At 71.8% G+C, this 16,801-nt stretch carries 16 protein-coding genes; 4 read left to right on the top strand and 12 right to left on the bottom strand.

Annotated elements, in window-relative coordinates:
• Positions 1 to 5 precede the first annotated feature (5 nt).
• The gene (locus ACEN9J_RS18490) at positions 6 to 1,691 is read left to right on the top strand and encodes a hypothetical protein (RefSeq protein WP_057595139.1); all 1,686 of its coding nucleotides are present in this window, start codon (positions 6 to 8) and stop codon (positions 1,689 to 1,691) included.
• Here the strand turns inward: ACEN9J_RS18490 and ACEN9J_RS18485 are convergent.
• Genes ACEN9J_RS18485 through ACEN9J_RS18455 form a run of 7 tightly spaced genes read right to left on the bottom strand, consistent with a single transcriptional unit; the run spans position 1,688 to position 9,577 of the window.
• On the bottom strand, positions 1,688 to 2,815 hold the full coding sequence (locus ACEN9J_RS18485) for a hypothetical protein (RefSeq protein ID WP_413761722.1): 1,128 nt from the start codon (positions 2,813 to 2,815) through the stop codon (positions 1,688 to 1,690). The two genes, ACEN9J_RS18490 and ACEN9J_RS18485, sit on opposite strands and share 4 nt — an antisense overlap.
• Before the next feature lie 14 nt (positions 2,816 to 2,829).
• Complete coding sequence (locus ACEN9J_RS18480) at positions 2,830 to 3,588, bottom strand: hypothetical protein (protein ID WP_413761721.1); 759 nt, start codon at positions 3,586 to 3,588, stop codon at positions 2,830 to 2,832.
• Entirely contained in the window at positions 3,578 to 4,564 is a 987-nt protein-coding gene (locus ACEN9J_RS18475) for a hypothetical protein (protein WP_057595136.1), read from the bottom strand. The genes ACEN9J_RS18480 and ACEN9J_RS18475 overlap by 11 nt, the downstream gene beginning before the upstream one ends.
• A gap of 11 nt (positions 4,565 to 4,575) precedes the next feature.
• Entirely contained in the window at positions 4,576 to 5,634 is a 1,059-nt protein-coding gene (locus tag ACEN9J_RS18470; RefSeq protein WP_413761720.1) for a glycosyltransferase, read from the bottom strand.
• A gap of 37 nt (positions 5,635 to 5,671) precedes the next feature.
• On the bottom strand, positions 5,672 to 6,808 hold the full coding sequence (locus ACEN9J_RS18465; protein ID WP_413761719.1) for a CaiB/BaiF CoA transferase family protein: 1,137 nt from the start codon (positions 6,806 to 6,808) through the stop codon (positions 5,672 to 5,674).
• A gap of 58 nt (positions 6,809 to 6,866) precedes the next feature.
• The gene (locus ACEN9J_RS18460; protein ID WP_413761718.1) at positions 6,867 to 7,853 is read right to left on the bottom strand and encodes a Bug family tripartite tricarboxylate transporter substrate binding protein; all 987 of its coding nucleotides are present in this window, start codon (positions 7,851 to 7,853) and stop codon (positions 6,867 to 6,869) included.
• Between the two features lie 35 nt (positions 7,854 to 7,888).
• Entirely contained in the window at positions 7,889 to 9,577 is a 1,689-nt protein-coding gene (locus tag ACEN9J_RS18455) for an acyl-CoA dehydrogenase family protein (protein ID WP_413761717.1), read from the bottom strand.
• 90 nt (positions 9,578 to 9,667) lie between these two features.
• On the opposite strand from ACEN9J_RS18455, the gene ACEN9J_RS18450 reads away from it, so the two are divergent.
• From ACEN9J_RS18450 to ACEN9J_RS18440, 3 genes are all read left to right on the top strand, one after another.
• Positions 9,668 to 10,564, top strand: a complete 897-nt coding sequence (locus tag ACEN9J_RS18450) for a LysR substrate-binding domain-containing protein (protein WP_057595131.1) — start codon at positions 9,668 to 9,670, stop codon at positions 10,562 to 10,564.
• A 221-nt stretch (positions 10,565 to 10,785) separates the two neighbouring features.
• Positions 10,786 to 11,529, top strand: a complete 744-nt coding sequence (locus ACEN9J_RS18445; RefSeq protein ID WP_413761716.1) for an AP2 domain-containing protein — start codon at positions 10,786 to 10,788, stop codon at positions 11,527 to 11,529.
• Between the two features lie 55 nt (positions 11,530 to 11,584).
• Positions 11,585 to 11,980 carry a hypothetical protein gene (locus ACEN9J_RS18440; protein ID WP_057595129.1) on the top strand — a complete coding sequence of 132 codons (396 nt, stop codon included), beginning with the start codon at positions 11,585 to 11,587 and terminating at the stop codon, positions 11,978 to 11,980.
• On the opposite strand, the gene ACEN9J_RS18435 is transcribed toward ACEN9J_RS18440, so the two are convergent.
• The 5 genes from ACEN9J_RS18435 to ACEN9J_RS18415 all read right to left on the bottom strand — a co-directional run bounded on the left by ACEN9J_RS18435 (position 11,971) and on the right by ACEN9J_RS18415 (position 16,778).
• On the bottom strand, positions 11,971 to 13,020 hold the full coding sequence (locus ACEN9J_RS18435; protein ID WP_413761715.1) for a serine/threonine protein kinase: 1,050 nt from the start codon (positions 13,018 to 13,020) through the stop codon (positions 11,971 to 11,973). The two genes, ACEN9J_RS18440 and ACEN9J_RS18435, sit on opposite strands and share 10 nt — an antisense overlap.
• 35 nt (positions 13,021 to 13,055) lie before the next feature.
• Entirely contained in the window at positions 13,056 to 14,174 is a 1,119-nt protein-coding gene (locus tag ACEN9J_RS18430) for a DUF2855 family protein (protein WP_413761714.1), read from the bottom strand.
• A 187-nt stretch (positions 14,175 to 14,361) separates the two neighbouring features.
• Positions 14,362 to 14,787, bottom strand: coding sequence for an organic hydroperoxide resistance protein (locus tag ACEN9J_RS18425; RefSeq protein WP_057595126.1), 426 nt, complete (start codon positions 14,785 to 14,787; stop codon positions 14,362 to 14,364).
• Between the two features lie 109 nt (positions 14,788 to 14,896).
• Positions 14,897 to 15,346, bottom strand: a complete 450-nt coding sequence (locus tag ACEN9J_RS18420; protein ID WP_057595125.1) for a MarR family winged helix-turn-helix transcriptional regulator — start codon at positions 15,344 to 15,346, stop codon at positions 14,897 to 14,899.
• Positions 15,347 to 15,440: 94 nt separating this feature from the next.
• Entirely contained in the window at positions 15,441 to 16,778 is a 1,338-nt protein-coding gene (locus ACEN9J_RS18415; RefSeq protein WP_413761713.1) for a serine hydrolase domain-containing protein, read from the bottom strand.
• Positions 16,779 to 16,801: the final 23 nt, after the last annotated feature.

Raw genomic sequence — 16,801 nt, 5'->3', positions numbered from 1 at the left:
ACGCCATGCCAGCACGCCGGTTCCACCAGGTCATCTTCGCGGACGATCTCTTCCGCTCGCCCGCCAACGGGCTCAACCACTTCCCCGCCAACCGCCGTTTCCTCAAGGGCTTCTTCGGCTCGGCGCTCGGGCGGCTCGGCCTGCCGATGCGCGAGATCGCGCCACGCTCGCACGGCGGCGCGATCGACGTGGCGCGCGCGATGGCGCTCCTGGGCCTGCCGGCCACGCCGGCGGGCTGGGCCCGCGCCTGCATCGCCGACCTCGCGCCGCTGCGGGAGCTCGAGGGCTGGCCCGCCTTCGGCCCCGGCTGCCTGGTGATCGGCTGGGGCCTGACGCCCGCGCTGCAGCACGCGATCGACCGCGGCGGCGCGAGCTACCTCGACATCGAGATCGACCCGCGCCGCTTCACCGAGCACCTGCACTTCTGCGCGCGCACCAACGACGCGCGCATCCGTGCCGCGCTCGAGGCCCGCGCCATCGGCGAGGAGCTGTTCTGGAACCACGCGGCCTCGCTGCAGGGCTTCTTCGCGCGCCGCGGCGCGGGCGCGCTGTTCGATCCGCGCCTGCGCGTGGGCGTGTTCTTCGGCCAGAGCCTGGTCGACCTGTCGCTGGTGAGCGGCGGGCGCAGCCAGCATCCGTCGGCCGTGATCGGCGCGCTGCGCACGCTGGCGCAGGAGGTCGACCTGCTGGTGGTGAAACCGCATCCCTACGAGCCCGCGCTGCACGACCTCGCGCCGATCGCGCGCGCCATTCCCAACGTCGCCTGGACGCGCGAGAACAGCTATGCGCTGCTGTCGGCCGACAACGTGCGCTTCGTCGCCGGACTGTCGTCGAGCGTGCTGACCGAGGCGCGCTACTTCCTCAAGCCCACGCGCGCGCTGATCCGTGCCGACCGCAACGCGCCCGAATGCCTGCCCGCGGGCTGCTCGCCGTGGATGCCGGTGGGACCGGAGCTCGGCTCGCTCGACTTCGTGCTGGAGGCCTGCCAGGCGCCCGAGTCGCAGGGGCTGATCGCAGCATCGACCGGCGATGCCGGCGCCTGGCCCGCGGATGCGATCGAACGCGCCTTCTCCACGCGCTGGGGCCTCGACGACGACAGCCCGGGCCTGCAGCCGCTGCCCGAGCTCGTGCTCGGCCGCGACTACGCCTTCCGCACCGGCAATCCGGCCACGGCCTGGCTGGCCCATGGCTGGGCGGCACCCGACGACGTCGACACCTGGAGCGAAGGCGCGCTGGCCTGCCTGGCGATCCCGCTGCCGCCCGCGGCCGTGTTCGCGCACCCGCTGCAGGCGCCGGCGCAGCGCTTGCGCGTGCGCATCGACTACCGCTGCGAAGCCAAAGGCACGCGCGTGGTGGCGCTGCTCGACGGCGCGATGCTGCCGGGCCAGCGTACGACGGGCGCATGGCGGCGCAGCCTGGTGTTCGAGCTCGTGCCCTCGCCGCAGCGCAAGTGCCTGGTGCTGCAGTTCTTCGTCGGCGAGGCGGCCGGCGCGGAGGTGGCCGACGGCACGCAGGCGCCGGTGGTGCGCTCGGGCTTCACCTTGCGCCGGCTGCGCGTGTCGATGAGCGCGACCGGCACGGGCGGGGTCGCGGCGCTGCCGCAGCCCGAGGCCACGGCGGCGGCGCCCGGTCGCGTGCTCGACCGGATGCTGCGCGTCTTCCTTCAGTCCGGCCGGCGCGCGGCCGGCTAGGAGTCTGCGCCCGCGCGGGCCGGGGCGGCCTGCGTGGCCAGCTCCAGCAGCAGCTGGCGCCACGGCTGCAGCCGCTCGAGCGCCGCTTCACGGCCCTGCGCGGCGGTGGCCTCGGTGCGCGCGCCCAGCTCGCGCGCCGCGGCCGCCACGTCGTTCGCGAACGCGGCCGCATCGCCGCGCCACACCACCGTGCGGTGATGCAGCCCGAGTTGCGCGGCGCGCTCGGCATTGCTCGCCTGCTCGGGCTGGTCGGTCAACAGCAGCAGGATCGGCTTGCGGTAGACCTGGGCCACCGACAGCGCCGCCATGCCCGGGGCCGAGACGATGAAGGCGCTGCGCGCCGCGCTGTCGATCCAGTGCGCGTCCTGCGGCTGCCAGCCGGCGCGCCCGGCATAGCCCTCGCCCACGCAATGCGCGTTCAGGCCCGCGGCGGCCAGGCCGCGTTCGAGGCCGTCGGCCAGCGCCGTGTCCCTGAAGTGCGGGTTGAGGTAGACCGCGGCTCGCGGGGCAACGGGCCCGGCCTCCTCGCCCGAGGCCACGGCCACCGGCGTCGCGAGCCGGTGCGTGCCATGGCCCTCGTGCGCCGGCGCTCCCTGCGCGAAGTCGTGCGCGATGCGCGCGCGGCTGCGCCCGATCTGCCAGGCCACGATGCGGCCGAAGGCACGCGCCGTCCAGCCCGGCAGCCGGCCGCTGAAGTTGCCTTCGAGCGCGCGCCGCAGGCTCGCGCCGTACACGTGCACCACCTTGTGCCGCCACGGCGGCAGCGCGCCCATGAACAGCAGCGCGGGATGAAAGGAGTCGTTGACCACCAGGTCGGCCTCGCGCAGCCGGCCGTGCAGCCGCACGATGTCGCGCAGCATGCGGCCGGGCCGGAACACGTAGTGCGCCACGTTGCGGTCGGTCTCGCGGCGCAGCATGTTCTGCCGCGCGTCGAACTGCACCGCGTAGTGGCGCGAGAGCACGGGCGCCTCGATGCCGAAGCCGGCGAGGAAGAGCGCGCCCTCGTCGGAGGTGGTCAGCACCTGCACTTGCGCGCCGGCCGCGCGCAGCGCGTGCGCGAGCAGCTGCGAGCGCATCAGGTGGCCGCGCGCGTCCGCGGTCGCGAGGTAGAGGATGCGCGGCATGGCTCAGCCGACGCTCAGCCCACGTGCGGCGCGAGCCGCAGCACCGCGCCTGCGCACCACATGCCGAGCGCGCCCGTGACGCCGAAGCCGCGCTCGATGGCGCGCACCTCGTCCATCAGCCGCGCGAGCCGCGCGCGCTCGTGCGGCGCCACGCAGCGCCGCAGCGTGTGGCTGCACAGCCGCACATGGCGCTGTTCGTCGGCCCACACGCGCGCGAGCAGCGGATGCAGCGCATGCGCGGGCCCGATCAGCGCGCAGTGACGCTCGAGGATGCGCGAGGCCATCTGCTCGGCCGCGAGGCCGATCGCATAGGCCGGCACCAGGCCGCCGTGCGCGAAATGCGGCGCGTGGCGCCGGATCAGCGCCTGCCAGCGCGCGAGCTTGCGCCGGCTGAACCAGTCGGGCCGCGGCTGCTCGCCATCGAGGGCACCGGCCCGTGCGCGCCCGCCGCGTTCGGCGATGGCCTCGGCGAACAGCCGCGCATGCAGCTGCTCGTCGGCCAGGTGCTGGTCGAGCTGGCGCGCGAGCCAGTCGGGCGCGGCGGCGCGCAGTTCGCGCTGCAGCGCCTGCTCCGACGATTCCTCGCCCACGAGGTAGAAGCGCAGCAGCAGCGCCTCGCCCGCGCGGCTGGCATGCAGTTGCCGCAGCGCGGCGCGCTTCACGCGGTGCACCAGCGCGGCCTGCAGCGCGGGCCAGCCGCGCAGCGATGGCGGCGCGAGGCTCTCGAAGCCCGGGGCTTCGGTCTCGGCCTGCGCGTACGGCTCAGCGGCCATTCGGCCGCGCCTTCGCGTCCAGTGCCACGGGCTGCAACTGCTGTTGCTGCCAGCCGAGCACCAGCCCCAGGAAGCTGCCCTGCAGGAAACCGCGCGCCGTGGCGTCGGCGCCCGCGAACTCGCGCTGCTGCCCGTCGTAGCGCACGAAGCCCTTGCCGCCGGCGGCACCGATCGCGAGCGTCTCGTTCTTGCGGAAGCCGCGCTGCAGCAGCGGCTGCAGCAGCGACTGCGATTCGAGCCCGTAGAGGAACAGGTCGCGCTGCACCACCTGGCGCGGGATCCGGCCGCTGAGCGCCTGCAGCTCGAGCGACCAGTTGCCCTCGCGCATCGCCTCGGCCAGCGGCTGGTTGCGCGTCGTGGCGAAGCGCGTGCGCGCCACCCACTTGACGGCCTTCGACACGCCGAGCCCGACCGTGATGTCGGCGTCGCGCGCGGCGCTCTCGCGGTTGTCGCGCACCTGCACCAGCTCGTCGGCCAGGCGCGCCGTCAGCGAGGGCCTGGCGAGCGCCTCCATGACCTGCGCGCTGCTGAACAGCACGCGCTCGCCGCCGGCCTCGCCGACCACGAGCTGCCAGGGATCGATGCGGATCTCGGAGAACTCGCCGCGCACCGGCGCATGCGCATGGCTGCTGAACGACCAGTCGTTGCCCGAGCGGCTCAGCAACGCATGGAAGCTCAGCGGCACGCGCTGGCCGTCGGCCGTGCGGCCCGAACCCTGCAGCACCACGTCGCCGACGATGCGCTTGCTGTCGTAGCCGAAGCCATTCGAGAAGCGCAGCGTGTGCGTCGCCTCGTCGAGCGTGGCGCGCGTGTGCTCGTCGTCGAGCGCGAGCCGGTTGCAGTCCTCGCCGCCGTTGGCGAGAGGGCAGCCGCTGCCCGAGCGGAAGGCGAAGACGCCGCGGCCCGAGAACTCGGCCGAGGCCGCGAGTCCGGGGGCGAGCAGCGCGAGGGCGGCGAGAACGAGCATGCGTGCCATGGTCGCGGGCCTCAGGGGCGGTGGTATGACAGCGCCTGCGCATCGGCATGCGCGCGGCCCGTGGTGTGCAGGCCGATGCCGCGCGCGAAGGCGCCGAGCATGTCGACGGCCGAGAAGCCCAGGATCAGCAGCACGCCGAGCGCCCAGCGCGCGCCGCGCAGCGGCGGCAGGTCCTGCCGGTTGAGCGCGCGCAGGCTGAAGCCCAGCCGCGTGACGAGCACGCACAGCGGGCCGATCGGACCGCTCTTCGCGAGCCATTGCCAGCGCGGCGAGACGTAGCTGCGCAGCAGGTACGGCGTGAGCGAATACGTGTCCTGCCCGCGCATCCAGCGCAGCTTGAGCGCCTCGCGCCGCGTGTCGGGCAGGCGGTGCTCGGTGTGGGCGCGCGCCGCGTAGTGCAGCGGGATGCCGGCCGCGCGCAGCCGCATGCCGAGCACCTGGCAGTGGGCGCGGTACACGCCGTCGAGCGCCTGGTAGCCGTGGGTGTCGAAGACCTCGCGCCGGAACGCCACGTTGTTCGCGTAGAAGTTGCTCGTCGCGCCCGCGTGCTCGTTCGGGAAGTACATGAAGTCGATGGTGGTGAGCGCGGTGCCCACCACGTTGGCCGCGTAGCTGGTGCGGCCCGCCACCACGGCCGGCGCGTCGGCGCGCGCGAAGGGCGCGAGCAGCTCGCGCAGCCAGTCCTCGTCGGGCAGGCAGTCGGCATCGGCGAACACCACCCAGTCGCAGCGCGCCGCGTCGGTGGCCGCGAAACCGGTGTTCTTGGCGTCGTAGTAGCCGGTGCTGGCGTCGATGCGCACGAAGTCCACGGGCCGCTGGGCCAGTCGCTGCACTTGCTCGCAGGTGGCGGCATCGAGGCCGTCGTGCGTGATGACCACCTGGGCCAGCGTGAACAGCGGCTGCTTCTGACGCGCGAGCAGCGCGATGAGCCGCTGCAGGCTGGCGGCGGTCCTCGCCTGCGCATCGGCGCCGCCGCGCAGGTTGTTGGTCTCGAGGACCAGCGCGGTGCGTGCCGCCACGCGCGCGATGGCGCCGTCCGTTCCGGGAGGAACCGCAGGAGTGGATTGCATCCCGCCTTTATCGCACAAGGCGGGAACGGCGGGGGCTTCAGCGCGCCGGCGTGTCCGCCTCGCGCGGCAGGAAGGCATCGCCCGGCGTCAGCGGCGCATGCCGGTAGCTCGCGGGCGTGCGGCCCAGCTTCACGGGTGCGCCGATGCCGCGATAGCCACCTTCGAGCTCGACCACCATGCCGCGATGCGCCGTGTGCGGATGCTCGAGCGCGGCGGCCACGGGCAGCACGGGCGCGGCCGGCACGCCCGCGGCCATGAGCTGCTCGACCAGCACGCGGCCGTCCAAGGCGGCCATGGCGGTCTCGAGTTGCTGCTTGAGCGCGTCGCGGTTCACCGAGCGCGCGCCCGCGGTGGCGAAGCGCGGATCGGTGGCCAGCGCGGGCAGGCCGACGCAGCCGCACAGGCTCGCGAACTGGCGGTCGTTGCCGACGGCGACGAACACGGGGTCGGTGCCGGTGGCGAGGGCGTCGTAGGGATAGATGTTGGGATGGGCGTTGCCGGTGCGGCGCGGCGCGCTGCCGTCCATGAACCAGTTGGCGGCGTGCGGATGCAAGAGCGAGATGCCGCTGTCGTAGAGCGCGGCCTCGACGAACTGGCCGCGTCCGCTGCGCTGGCGTTCCTGCAGCGCGAGCAGCACGCCGATGACGGCGTTGAGGCCGGTCACCATGTCGACCACGGGCAGGCCCACGCGTAGCGGCCCGCCCTCGGCCTCGCCGTTGACGCTCATGATGCCGGTCATGGCCTGCACGGCGGCGTCGTAGCCGGGCAGCGCACCGAGCGGACCGTCGGCGCCGAAGCCCGAGACGCGGCACCAGACCAGGCGCGGAAAGCGCTGCGACAGGGTCTCGTAGCCGATGCCCCAGCGTTCCATGGTGCCGGTCTTGAAGTTCTCGATCAGCACGTCGGCCTCGGCCACCAGCGCGAGCAGGGCGGCGCGGCCTTCCTCGGTCGAGAAGTCGAGGTGCTGCACGCGCTTGTTGCGGTTGAGGCCGTGGTAGTAGGAAGCCACGCCATCCTTGAACGGCGGGCCCCAGGTGCGCGTGTCGTCGCCCTGCGGCGGCTCGATCTTGAGCACGTCGGCGCCATGGTCGCCGAGGATCTGGCCGCAGTAGGGGCCGCCGAGGATGCGGGAGATGTCGAGCACGCGGATGCCCGCGAGTGCGCCTTGTGTCATTTCTTGTTCCCTTTGTCTTGTCGTTCGGGGCACGTGCGGCGGATCGGTTGCGGATGCGCTAGTCGAGTTGCGCGCCCGACTTCTTGACCACGTCCTTCCACTTCGCCGACTCGCTCGCGATGAACTGGCCGAGCTTTGGCGGCGAGGTGTCGGCGCTGGCCTCGAGGCCCTGGGCCGCGAACATCTGCTTGACCTTGGGCGAGTTCAGCACCTCGGCGAAAGCATGGTTGAGCTTCGCCACGCGATCGGCCGGCGTGCCCGCGGGCGCGACGATGCCGAAGAACACGCTCACGTCGTAGCCCTTGTAGCCCTGCTCCGAGATCGTGGGCACCTCGGGCAGCGCCTGCGAGCGCGCGAGGGTGGCCACGCCCAGCGCGCGCAGCTTGCCGGCCTTGACGTAGGGCAGCGCGGTGAGGATGTCGGTGAAGGTCATGCTGACCTGGCCGCCGAGCAGGTCGTTGAGCGCGGGGCCGGTGCCCTTGTAGGGGATGTGCTGGAAGTCGGTGCCGGCAATCGAGTTGAACAGCACGCCCGCGAGGTGCGAGGAGGCACCGTTGCCCGAGGAGGCATAGCTGAGCTTGCCGGGGTTGGCCTTGGCATAGGCGACGAGCTCGGGCACGGTCTTCACCGGCAGCGCGGGATTCACCACCAGGATGTTCGGCAGGTAGCCGACCTGGATCACGGGCGCGAAGCTCTTGACCGGGTCGTAGTTGATCTTGCGGTAGAGGCTGGCGTTGATCGCGAGCGGGCCCGAGGTGCCGAACAGCAGCACATGGCCATCGGCCTCGGCACGCGCCACGTACTCGGCGCCGATGTTGCCGCCCGCGCCGGCGCGGTTCTCCACGATCATCGGCTGGCCCATGCGGTCCTTCATCTCGGCCGCGAGCGTGCGCGCCATCGCGTCGGTGGGACCGCCGGGCGGGAAGGGCACGACCAGCATCATCGGCTTGGACGGGAAGGCGGTGTCGGCCTGCGCGGCGGGCGCCGCGGCCAGCAGGCCGGCGCAGGCGGTGGCCAGCGCGAGGACGGAAGCGAGGTGTTTCATAGAGGAGGTCTCCGTTCTTTGTTCGAGGGAAGGGCTCAGGCCGCGGTCCAGTCCGCGGGCAGCGCATCGGGCGCGAGCGGATCGCGCGGCAGCACGCGGTGCAGCAGCGCGAGCTGCGACCAGCGCAGCCGCGCGGCCGAGCCGGTGCGCGCGGCCTCCCAGGCCATCGCGCTCGCGCTGGTGCAGTGGTAGAGCGCCGAGGCGGCCTGGCGCGCGAGCACGTCGCCGCCTTCGCGCGCGGCCGTCTCGGCCAGCGTGGCGGCGCGCGCCAGCGCATCGCGCAGCGCCTGGGCGAAGGCCGGGGCCGGTTCGGCTTCGGCGATCAGCTTTTCGCAATGGGCGCGCAGCACCGGCAGCGAGCCCTCGCGCTTGACGGCGCGGATCACGTCGAGCGCGACGATGTTGCTCGTGCCCTCCCAGATCGAGCCCAGGTGGGCATCGCGCACCAGCCGCGGATCGCTCCATTCCTCGATGTAGCCGCAGCCGCCGCGCACCTCCATCGCGTCGCCGGTGACCTTGCGCGCATCGCGGCAGGCGCGGAACTTGATGAGCGGCGTGAGGATGCGCAGGAGCGCGTAGGCATCGGGCTCGCCGGCATCGGAGCGCGCGAGCGCCAAGGCGGTCTGGCAGACCATGGTGCGCGCCTGCTCGGCCGGCACGCGCAGCTTGTCGAGCTGGCGCTGCATCAGCGGCATCCGGTCGAGCGTGCGGCCGAAGGCCTGGCGCTCGGCCGCGATGTACTCGGCCTCGGCCACCGCGCGGCGCATCAGGCCCGCGGCGCGCACGCCGTTCGACAGCCGCGAGTTGTTGACCATGTCGGCCATCTGCACGAAACCGCGGCCTTCCTCGCCGACCAGGAAGGCGAGCGCGCCCTCGAGCCGGATCTCGCCGCTGGCCATCGAGCGCGTGCCGAGCTTGTCCTTGAGCCGGATGATCCGGTAGTGGTTGAGACTGCCGTCGTCGAGCCGGCGCGGCAGCAGGAACAGCGACACGCCCTTCATGCCGGCCACGCCGTCCTCGGCGCGCGCGAGCACCATCGCGAAGTCGGCGTCGGGGTTCGAGCAGAACCACTTGTCGCCCGTGAGGCGCCAGCTGCCGTCGGCCTCGCGCCGCGCCAGCGTGGCGGTGGCGGCGATGTCGGAGCCCGCGGCCTGCTCGGTCATGAACATCGCGCCCTGCGCGAGTTCGTCGAAGTCGAGCGAGGTCAGGCGCGGCAGGTACTTTCGCACCAGCTCTGGCGCGCCGAATTTCTTGAGCGTGCGCGTGAGCGAGTCGGTCATCGAGACCGGGCAGCACAGGCCGAACTCGGCCTGCACGAACAGGTAGGTCAGCGCGTATTTCACGAGCGGCGGCATGCGGCCTTTCCAGCCCAGCGTCTCGTCGCGGTGCGAGATCGCGGCCAGCCCGAATTCGCTGAGCGCGAGGCGCTCCATCTCGACGTAGGCCGGGTGCTTGATCACCTGCTGTTCGTCGAGCCCGGTGCGCGTGCGCTGCTTCAAGGTGGGCGGGTTGCGGTCGGCGGTGCCGGCCAGTTCGTCGAGCCTGCCGCCCGCGAGGCCGCCGAGGCGCTCGAGCTGCGGCCGCAGGTGGCGCAGCAAGTCCTCGGGCAGGTAGAGCGCGAGCAGCGACTGCAGCTCGGTGTCGACGGTGTAGAGGTTCTGACCGTGGCGGTCGGGGATGGGGTGAACGGCGGGCGCTGCAGGCACGGCAGACGTCTGGGGCATGGCTTGTCTCCTGGATTCGCGCCATTGTTCAAGCCGTGACGATCCGTGTCTAATATCGTTTGGGTCTTGCTCGATTCGATTTTCCTATTCATGGAACTGCGTCACCTGCGCTATTTCTCCGTGCTCGCCGAGGAGCTGCACTTCGGGCGCGCGGCGCGCCGGCTCTCGATCTCGCAGCCGCCGCTGTCGGTGGCGATCCGCCAGCTCGAGGACACGGTGGGTGCGCGCCTGTTCGAGCGCAACAGCAAGGAGGTGCGGCTCACGCCCGCGGGCGATGCGCTGCGCGTGTCGGCGCGCCGGCTGCTTCAGCAGGCCGAGGAGGCCGCGCTCGAGGCGCGTGACATCGCGCAGGGCTCGGCCGGCCGGCTGCGCATCGGCTTCGTCGGCGCGATGCTCTACCGCGGCCTGCCGCAGGCGCTGCGTGCGTTCCAGGCCAAACATCCGGCGGTGCGCATCACGCTGGCGGAACTCAACTCGGGCGTGCAGATCGCCGAGCTGATGCACGACCGGCTCGACCTCGGCTTCGTCCACACCGCGCGCATGCCGCCCGAGCTGCAGCACCGGCTGCTGCTGACCGAGCCTTTCGTCTGCTGCCTGCCCGCGGGCCATGCGCTGGCGCGGCGGCGCGCGCTCGCGCCGGCCGAGCTGCGCGGCGAACCCTTCGTGCTGTTCTCGCGCGAGGCCTCGCCCGACTACCACGAGCGCATCCTCTCGATCTGCGCCGACGCGGGTTTCCATCCCGAGGTGCGGCACGAGGTGCGGCACTGGCTCGCGGTGGTCTCGCTGGTGTCGCAGGGCATGGGCGTGGCGCTGGTGCCGCAGGCGATGCGGCACTCGGCGTTGAGCGGTGCGGTGTTCCGTCCGCTCGACCGCGAGGTCACGCCGTCGGAGGCCTACGGCGTGTGGCGCGCGGGACCGCCGAACATGCTGGTGCAGCGGCTGCTCGACGGGCTCGCGAAGAGCCTGCGCGAGAGCGCGAAGCGCTGAACGCGGACGCCGTTCTGCACCGTCTTCGTGGCAGGGCGGTGACCATGCGGGACATCGACCCCGCGCCGCGCCGGGCTACCGGAACCGGTGATGCCCAAGGCCTTGCGAAGGCTTTAGTATTCCCGCCAACCTCGCCGTGGCCCGGGCCTTCAAGAGCACGCCAGAAAAAAGGGGTGCCGCCAGGGGGTTCAGATCAACGACATGGCCGAGTCGACGCCAGCATGCCCAAAGGTATCCCCAATTCCGCCGCCATGTACGGCATCTTCACCCGGCCCTGGGGCTACGAGGTCTCCGTCATGCGCAACGGAACCCGCCATTACCGGCAGTTCGGCCAGGCCAGCTACGGCGGCGCCGAACAGGCGCTCGCGCATGCGCAGGACTGGCGCGACGCCATCGTGCGGCAGCACCCGCCGATCGCGCGCCGCGCGCGGGCCGAGCAGCCGCGCGCCAACAACAGCACCGGTGCGCCCGGCGTCTACAGCCGCGTCGCGCCCGACGGCCGCGTGCGTGCCTGGCTCGCCAAGACCTACATCGCCGAGGACCAGATCCTGCAGACCTATTTCTCGGTCGACGGCGCCGATCGCGCGGCCCATGCGGCGGCGCTGGCCGAGCGCGCGCGCCAGCTCGCGCAGATGACCGGCCTGGCGCACGTGCACCCGGCCGAGGAGGCGATCCGCCGCGAGACCGATGCCGCGCCGCGCGCGCGCACGGCGCGGCTCTCGCGCGCGGAGATCGTGCGGCGCAACAACTCGAGCGGCACCAGCGGCGTGCAGTTCAAGTCGCCGCGGCCCGACCATCCGGGCTACTGGATGGCGATCACCTTCATCGCCGGGCGCGGCACCGTCAGCAAGGCCTTCTCGGTGAAGACCCATGGCGAGCAGGCGGCCAAGCGGCTCGCGATCGCCGAGCGCGAGACGCAGCTCGCGCTCAAGCGGCAGCTCGACGGCGCGGAGCTGGCGTCCTGATGGCGGCGCGTGCGTGCAAGGCCGGGCCGGCGGGCACGGCCGGGGCGGTGCTGCCATGAGCCTCAAATCGTTGAACCGGCTGCTGCGCGTGGCCTCGCACCTGCTCGACCAGGCCGCGGCCGACGTGCGGGCCTGCGGCCTCGAGCCGGCCACCGAGCAGGTGCACCGCATCGGCCGCGCGATGGTCGAGCTGATCGAGGTGCAGCGCCGGATCTATGCCGAGCAGCCCGAGCTGCAGCCGCGCACGCTCGCGGCCTCGCGCCGCGAGGCCGATGCCAACCGGCTGTTCACGCAACTGATGCTCGAGGCGCTGGACCTCGAGGACGCGGGCAACGTCGCGGCCGCGCTCGAGAAGTACACGCAGTTCATCGGTCTCTCGCCCTCGCACCATCACCGCGAGATCGTGCGCGAGGAGATCCGCCGGCTGTCGGCGCCGACGGTTCAGGCGTAGATCGGGTCCTCGGCCATCGCCTCGCACTGGTCCTGCAGCATCTGGACCTGGCCCTTCCAGTAGTCGCTGCTGCCGAACCAGGGGAAGTTGATCGGGAAGATCGGGTCTTCCCAGCGCCGCGCGAGCCAGGCGCTGTAGTGGATCAGGCGCAGCGTGCGCAGCGGCTCGATCAGCGCGAGCTCGCGGCGGTCGAATTCGCGGAACTGCTCGTAGCCGTCGAGCAGCCCCGAGAGCTGCGCGGTGCGCTGGGCGCGCTCGCCCGACAGCAGCATCCACAAATCCTGCACCGCGAAGCCGGTGCGCGCATCGTCGAGGTCGACGAAGTGCGGGCCGCCGTGGGGGCGGTCGGTCGGCGTCCAGAGGATGTTGCCGGGGTGCACGTCGCCATGCAGGCGCAGCTTGCGCGGCCCGTCGCCAGCGGCGGCCGAGCCTGAAAGCGGGGTCGCGGCGATCATCTCGAGCGCCTCGTTGCAGGCCTTCTCCCAGTCGCGCTGCACGTCGAGCGGCAGCTTGTCGTGCGCCAGCAGCCAGTCGCGCGAGGCGGTGCCGAAGTTCCGCAGGTCGAGCGCGGGCCGCGCCTCGAAGGGGCGCGCGGCGCCCACGGTGTGGATGCGCGCGAGAAAGCGCCCGACCCATTCGAGCACCTCGAAGTCGTCGAGCTCGGGCGCGCGGCCGCCGCGGTAGGGGCTCACGCTGAAGGCGAAGCCGGCATGGCGGTGCAAGGTGGCGCCGCCGAAGGCCAGCGGCGGCACGGCGGGGACCTCGGCCGCGGCGAGTTCGAGCGAGAAAGCGTGTTCCTCGAGGATCTCGGCCTCGCTCCAGCGGCCGGGCCGGTAGAACTTGACCACCACGGCCGGGTGCGGCTGCGGGTCCTCGAGGTGCACCTGGTAGACCCGGTTCTCGTAGGAGTTGAGCCCGGTGAGCCGGCCGTCGCCGTGCAGGCCGAGGCCCGCGAGCGCGTCGAGCACCACGTCGGGCGTGAGGCTCTCGTAGGGATGGGCAGGGTGGCCGGCGGGCGCCGCGGGGGAATCGGGAATCATGCGGCGATTGTCGTCGCCCGCACCCCGCGCGTTTTTCAGAGGCCGCCGGGGTGCGCGTGCAGCGACAGGATGTGGCCGGTGCGCGGATCGCCCTTGCCGGCCAGCACTTGGCGGTAGGCCGCCTGCGTGGCCGCGCCGCCGTGGTGGTGCTCGGCGCGCAGCCAGGGGCTGGCGGCATCGGTCGCGCGCGCGGTGAAGGCCTGCCAGGCCGCCACCATGCGGCGGCTGAATTCCTCGGCGCCCCATTCGGCGGTGCGCTTCTTGATCTGCGCGGGCGCGAAGAACAGCGTGGCGCGCGGGCCCGCGAGCTCGCGGGTGGCGCCCTTGGAGGCCAGTTCCTCGACATGCGTGCCGCCGATCGCGCAGCTGTAGCGCAGGCCGGTGAAGCGCGCATGGATCGCCTCGCGCAGCGCGCCGTTGCCCGCGAAGTCGATGTAGACGCAGGGCGTGTCGGCCGGCAATTCGTCGAGCGCGTCGTAGCGCAGCACGCGGTGGTAGCAGCCCAGGCTCTCGCAGTAGCCGACGTTGGCGGCCGAGGTCAGGCCGACCACCTCGATGCCTTCGCGCTGGTGCAGCTGGAACGCGGTGCCGTAGGCCGTCTTGCTCGAGGCGCTCGACAGCAGCATGGTGCGCGCGCCGAAGAAGTCGTTGTCGGCCATGAAGTCGTCGATCAGCCAGGAGGTGATGAACAGCGGGCGCAGCAGCGCCTGCGTGTCCTCGCTGTCGGCGGTGTAGAGCGGGTCGGCATTGCAGCGGAAGTACTGGTTGTAGACCGCCGGCAGCTCGGCGCGGTGCGCGGCGCCGTCGGCGAAGCGCTCGGGCGAGAGCCGCGTCGGGCTCAGCACCGCGCCGGTGGCCATGGGCCAGTAGCCGTAGAGGCGCTCGCCCACGGCCACGCCCGGATGCAGCGACTGCACCACGCTCGCGAAGCCCCACACGGGGATGTTGCCCCAGGCCTCGTCGCCGGTGGGGAAGAAGCGCCAGTAGCTCATGGCGTCGCCGAAGGCGGCGTAGGTGATGTTGTTCGAGGTCAGCGCGAAGCTGTCGATGCGCACGCGCACCTGGCCGTCGGCCAGCGGGGTGTCGGTGCTGTCGTCGAGGCGGGTGTCGCCCAGTCGGCTCTTGCGGATCTGCAGGCTGAGGGTGGTGCTCATGGCGTGTCGAGGCTCCGTGGCTGCGCGGCGTTCCGGCCGCTGGGGTGGCAAGGGGTGCGTCCACGTGACATTAGCCAAGCTTCGTGAAAGGCGCCATCGCGCAGGTCGCCGGCGCGTCACGCGCGGGACAAGCGCGCGCACGCAAAAAAGCCCCGCGAGCGGGGCTTCGTCATGGAGCGCGGGAGGCTCAGGCGATCGTCAGTTCGACGTCGATGTTGCCGCGCGTGGCGTTCGAGTACGGGCAGACCTGGTGGGCCGTGTCGACCAGCTTCTGCTTCTGTTCGGCGTCGAGGCCGGGCAGCGTGATCGCGAGCTTGACCGCGATGCCGTAGGCGGCGCCGCCATTCGTCGGGCCGAGGGAGACGCTGGAGTCGATCGCCACGTCGTCCGGCACCTTGACGCCGATCTTCGGGCCCACGGCCTTCATCGCGCCGATGAAGCAGGCAGCGTAGCCGACCGCGAACAGCTGTTCGGGGTTGGTGCCGGGCTTGCCCGAACCGGGCGAGCTCAGCTGGACGTCGATCGCGCCGTCGCTGGATTTGCCGGCGCCGTCGCGGCCGCCCGTGGTGTGGGCCTGGGCGGTGTAGAGCACTTTGTCGAGCTTGGTGGTCATGGTGATGTTTCCTTGGTCGAAGTGGAACGGTGGTTGAAGAAAGCCGTCGTGGTCCGGAATGGCACGCGGCGGGAGAAACCTGTTGTAGTGATTGAAATGGCTTGCTTGCTCAGGCGGCCTTGCGGATGCGGTCGCGCAGCGCTTGAATCTGGTGGGTGAGGTCCACGAGCTCGGGCACCGAGCATTCGGAGGCCGCGAGCAGGCATTCGGGCACGTGGCCCGCGCGCGCCTTGAGGCGACGGCCCGCGGCCGTGAGCGTGATGTGCACGCGGCGCTCGTCGGCCACGTCGCGCACGCGGGCCACGAAGCCGTTGGCCTCGAGGCGCTTGAGCAGCGGGGTGAGCGTGCCCGAGTCGAGCGAGACGCGCTCGCCGAGCTCGGAGACCATGGGACCGTCTTTTTCCCACAGGGCGAGCATCACCAGGTACTGCGGGTAGGTGAGGCCGAGCTTGTCGAGCAGGGGCTTGTACAGGCGGGTCATGGCCAGCGAGGCGGAGTACATGGCGAAGCAGAGCTGGTTGTCCAGCTTCAGGAGTTCGTCTTGCGTGAGGGAGGGCATGGGCGAATTATGGCACTCAATTAAATTGTGTGCAAAGTATTTCGTGCCACGGGGTTTTCAGGCGCCCTCTCCCGGCGGGAGAGGGCAGGAAAAATCAGGGGCGCTTCATCAGCGCATCGGCCACCGCGGCGAAGCCCGGCAGCGTCAGCGGGTCGTTGCCGGCATTGGCGGCGATCGGGTGCGCCGCGTAGCGCACGATCACCATCTGTGCCGCCGGGTCCACGTAGATGCTCTGGCCGTGGATGCCGCGCGCCATGTAGGCGCCGTGCGCGTTGTTCGACACCCACCACATGTTGCGGTACGACCAGCCCGGCAGCAGGCCGTAGCCGGCCTTCGCGAACTTGGCGGTGTCGCCGCCGCGGCGGATGTCGTCGACCACCGCCTTCGGGATCACCTGCTGCCCGTTGGGCGCGCGGCCGCCGTTGCGCAAGGTCTCGCCGAAGCGCGCGAGGTCGCGCAGCGTGGTGTTGAGGCCGCCGCCGCCCGATTCGGTGCCGATGCTGTCGACCATGAAATAGGCGTCCTGCTCGGCGCCGATGCGGCGCCAGATCTTCTCGCTGAGCAGGTCGGCCAGCGACTGGTTGCTGGCGCGGCGCAGGATCCAGGCCAGCACCTCGGCATTGATGGTCTTGTAGCCGAAGGCCTCGTCGTGCGTGCCTTCCTTCTTCTGCAGCGCAAGGAACTCGTAGAAGGTCTTCGGGCCGCTGTAGCCGGGCGCGCGCGGGATGAAGCCGCCGGCGCGCGAGTAGTCCCAGATCTCGGCCTTGGGGTCGGCGTAGTTCTCGGAATAGCGCACGCCGATGGTCATGTCCATCACCTGGCGCACCGTGGCGTCGCCGTAGGCGCTGTCCTTGAGCTCGGGCACGTATTGGGTCACGGGCGCCGCGGGGTCGAGCTTGCCCTCGTCGGCGAGGATGGCCGCGAGCGTGCCGACGAAGGACTTGGTGACCGACATCGCGAGGTGCGGCCGCTCGGGCGTGAGCGCGCCGAAGTACTTCTCGTACACCACCTGGCCGCGGTGCAGCACCAGGAAGCCGTCGGTGTAGGTGTTGGCGATCATCTGGGCGACGGTGCTGTCCTCGCCCGACAGCGACTTGAAGCGGATGCCCTCGATCTGCTCGGGCGTCACGCCCGTGGCGGCCGGCAGCGGGCTCGCGGCGCCGCTGCCGCGCCACACGTTGGCGGTGGGCACGACCTCGCGCACGTGCGAGAAGGTCCAGCGGTTGCGCGGGAAGGCGTTGCCGGCGGGGTTCTCGAAGGTGATCAGCTTGTCGGGCGGCGGCGGGAAGCCGCGCATCCAGCCGAGCGCGTCGACGGAGGTGGCCGCGGGATCGGGCAGGGCCGCGGGCGCGGCCGGTGCCTGGGCGTGGAGGGAGGTGTTCACGGCGGAGAGGGTCAGGGCGGCCAGGGCCGCGCGCAGTCGCAGGGTCATGGTGAGAGGGGAAGAAGAGGGGA

Origin of the sequence: Variovorax sp. Varisp41 (assembly GCF_047325085.1) — a bacterium.
Classification (GTDB): Bacteria; Pseudomonadota; Gammaproteobacteria; order Burkholderiales; family Burkholderiaceae_C; genus Variovorax.
This window is presented reverse-complemented; position numbering and strand designations above follow the sequence as displayed.

Coding starts and splice junctions, on each gene's coding strand:
- ACEN9J_RS18475 (WP_057595136.1), bottom strand. CDS start 4,564: ATGGCACGCATGCTCGTTCTCGCCGCCCTCGCGCTGCTCGCCCCCGGA.
- ACEN9J_RS18425 (WP_057595126.1), bottom strand. CDS start 14,787: ATGACCACCAAGCTCGACAAAGTGCTCTACACCGCCCAGGCCCACACC.
- ACEN9J_RS18430 (WP_413761714.1), bottom strand. CDS start 14,174: ATGAGCACCACCCTCAGCCTGCAGATCCGCAAGAGCCGACTGGGCGAC.
- ACEN9J_RS18480 (WP_413761721.1), bottom strand. CDS start 3,588: ATGGCCGCTGAGCCGTACGCGCAGGCCGAGACCGAAGCCCCGGGCTTC.
- ACEN9J_RS18460 (WP_413761718.1), bottom strand. CDS start 7,853: ATGAAACACCTCGCTTCCGTCCTCGCGCTGGCCACCGCCTGCGCCGGC.
- ACEN9J_RS18465 (WP_413761719.1), bottom strand. CDS start 6,808: ATGACACAAGGCGCACTCGCGGGCATCCGCGTGCTCGACATCTCCCGC.
- ACEN9J_RS18455 (WP_413761717.1), bottom strand. CDS start 9,577: ATGCCCCAGACGTCTGCCGTGCCTGCAGCGCCCGCCGTTCACCCCATC.
- ACEN9J_RS18420 (WP_057595125.1), bottom strand. CDS start 15,346: ATGCCCTCCCTCACGCAAGACGAACTCCTGAAGCTGGACAACCAGCTC.
- ACEN9J_RS18445 (WP_413761716.1), top strand. CDS start 10,786: ATGCCCAAAGGTATCCCCAATTCCGCCGCCATGTACGGCATCTTCACC.
- ACEN9J_RS18415 (WP_413761713.1), bottom strand. CDS start 16,778: ATGACCCTGCGACTGCGCGCGGCCCTGGCCGCCCTGACCCTCTCCGCC.
- ACEN9J_RS18435 (WP_413761715.1), bottom strand. CDS start 13,020: ATGATTCCCGATTCCCCCGCGGCGCCCGCCGGCCACCCTGCCCATCCC.
- ACEN9J_RS18470 (WP_413761720.1), bottom strand. CDS start 5,634: ATGCAATCCACTCCTGCGGTTCCTCCCGGAACGGACGGCGCCATCGCG.
- ACEN9J_RS18440 (WP_057595129.1), top strand. CDS start 11,585: ATGAGCCTCAAATCGTTGAACCGGCTGCTGCGCGTGGCCTCGCACCTG.
- ACEN9J_RS18490 (WP_057595139.1), top strand. CDS start 6: ATGCCAGCACGCCGGTTCCACCAGGTCATCTTCGCGGACGATCTCTTC.
- ACEN9J_RS18450 (WP_057595131.1), top strand. CDS start 9,668: ATGGAACTGCGTCACCTGCGCTATTTCTCCGTGCTCGCCGAGGAGCTG.
- ACEN9J_RS18485 (WP_413761722.1), bottom strand. CDS start 2,815: ATGCCGCGCATCCTCTACCTCGCGACCGCGGACGCGCGCGGCCACCTG.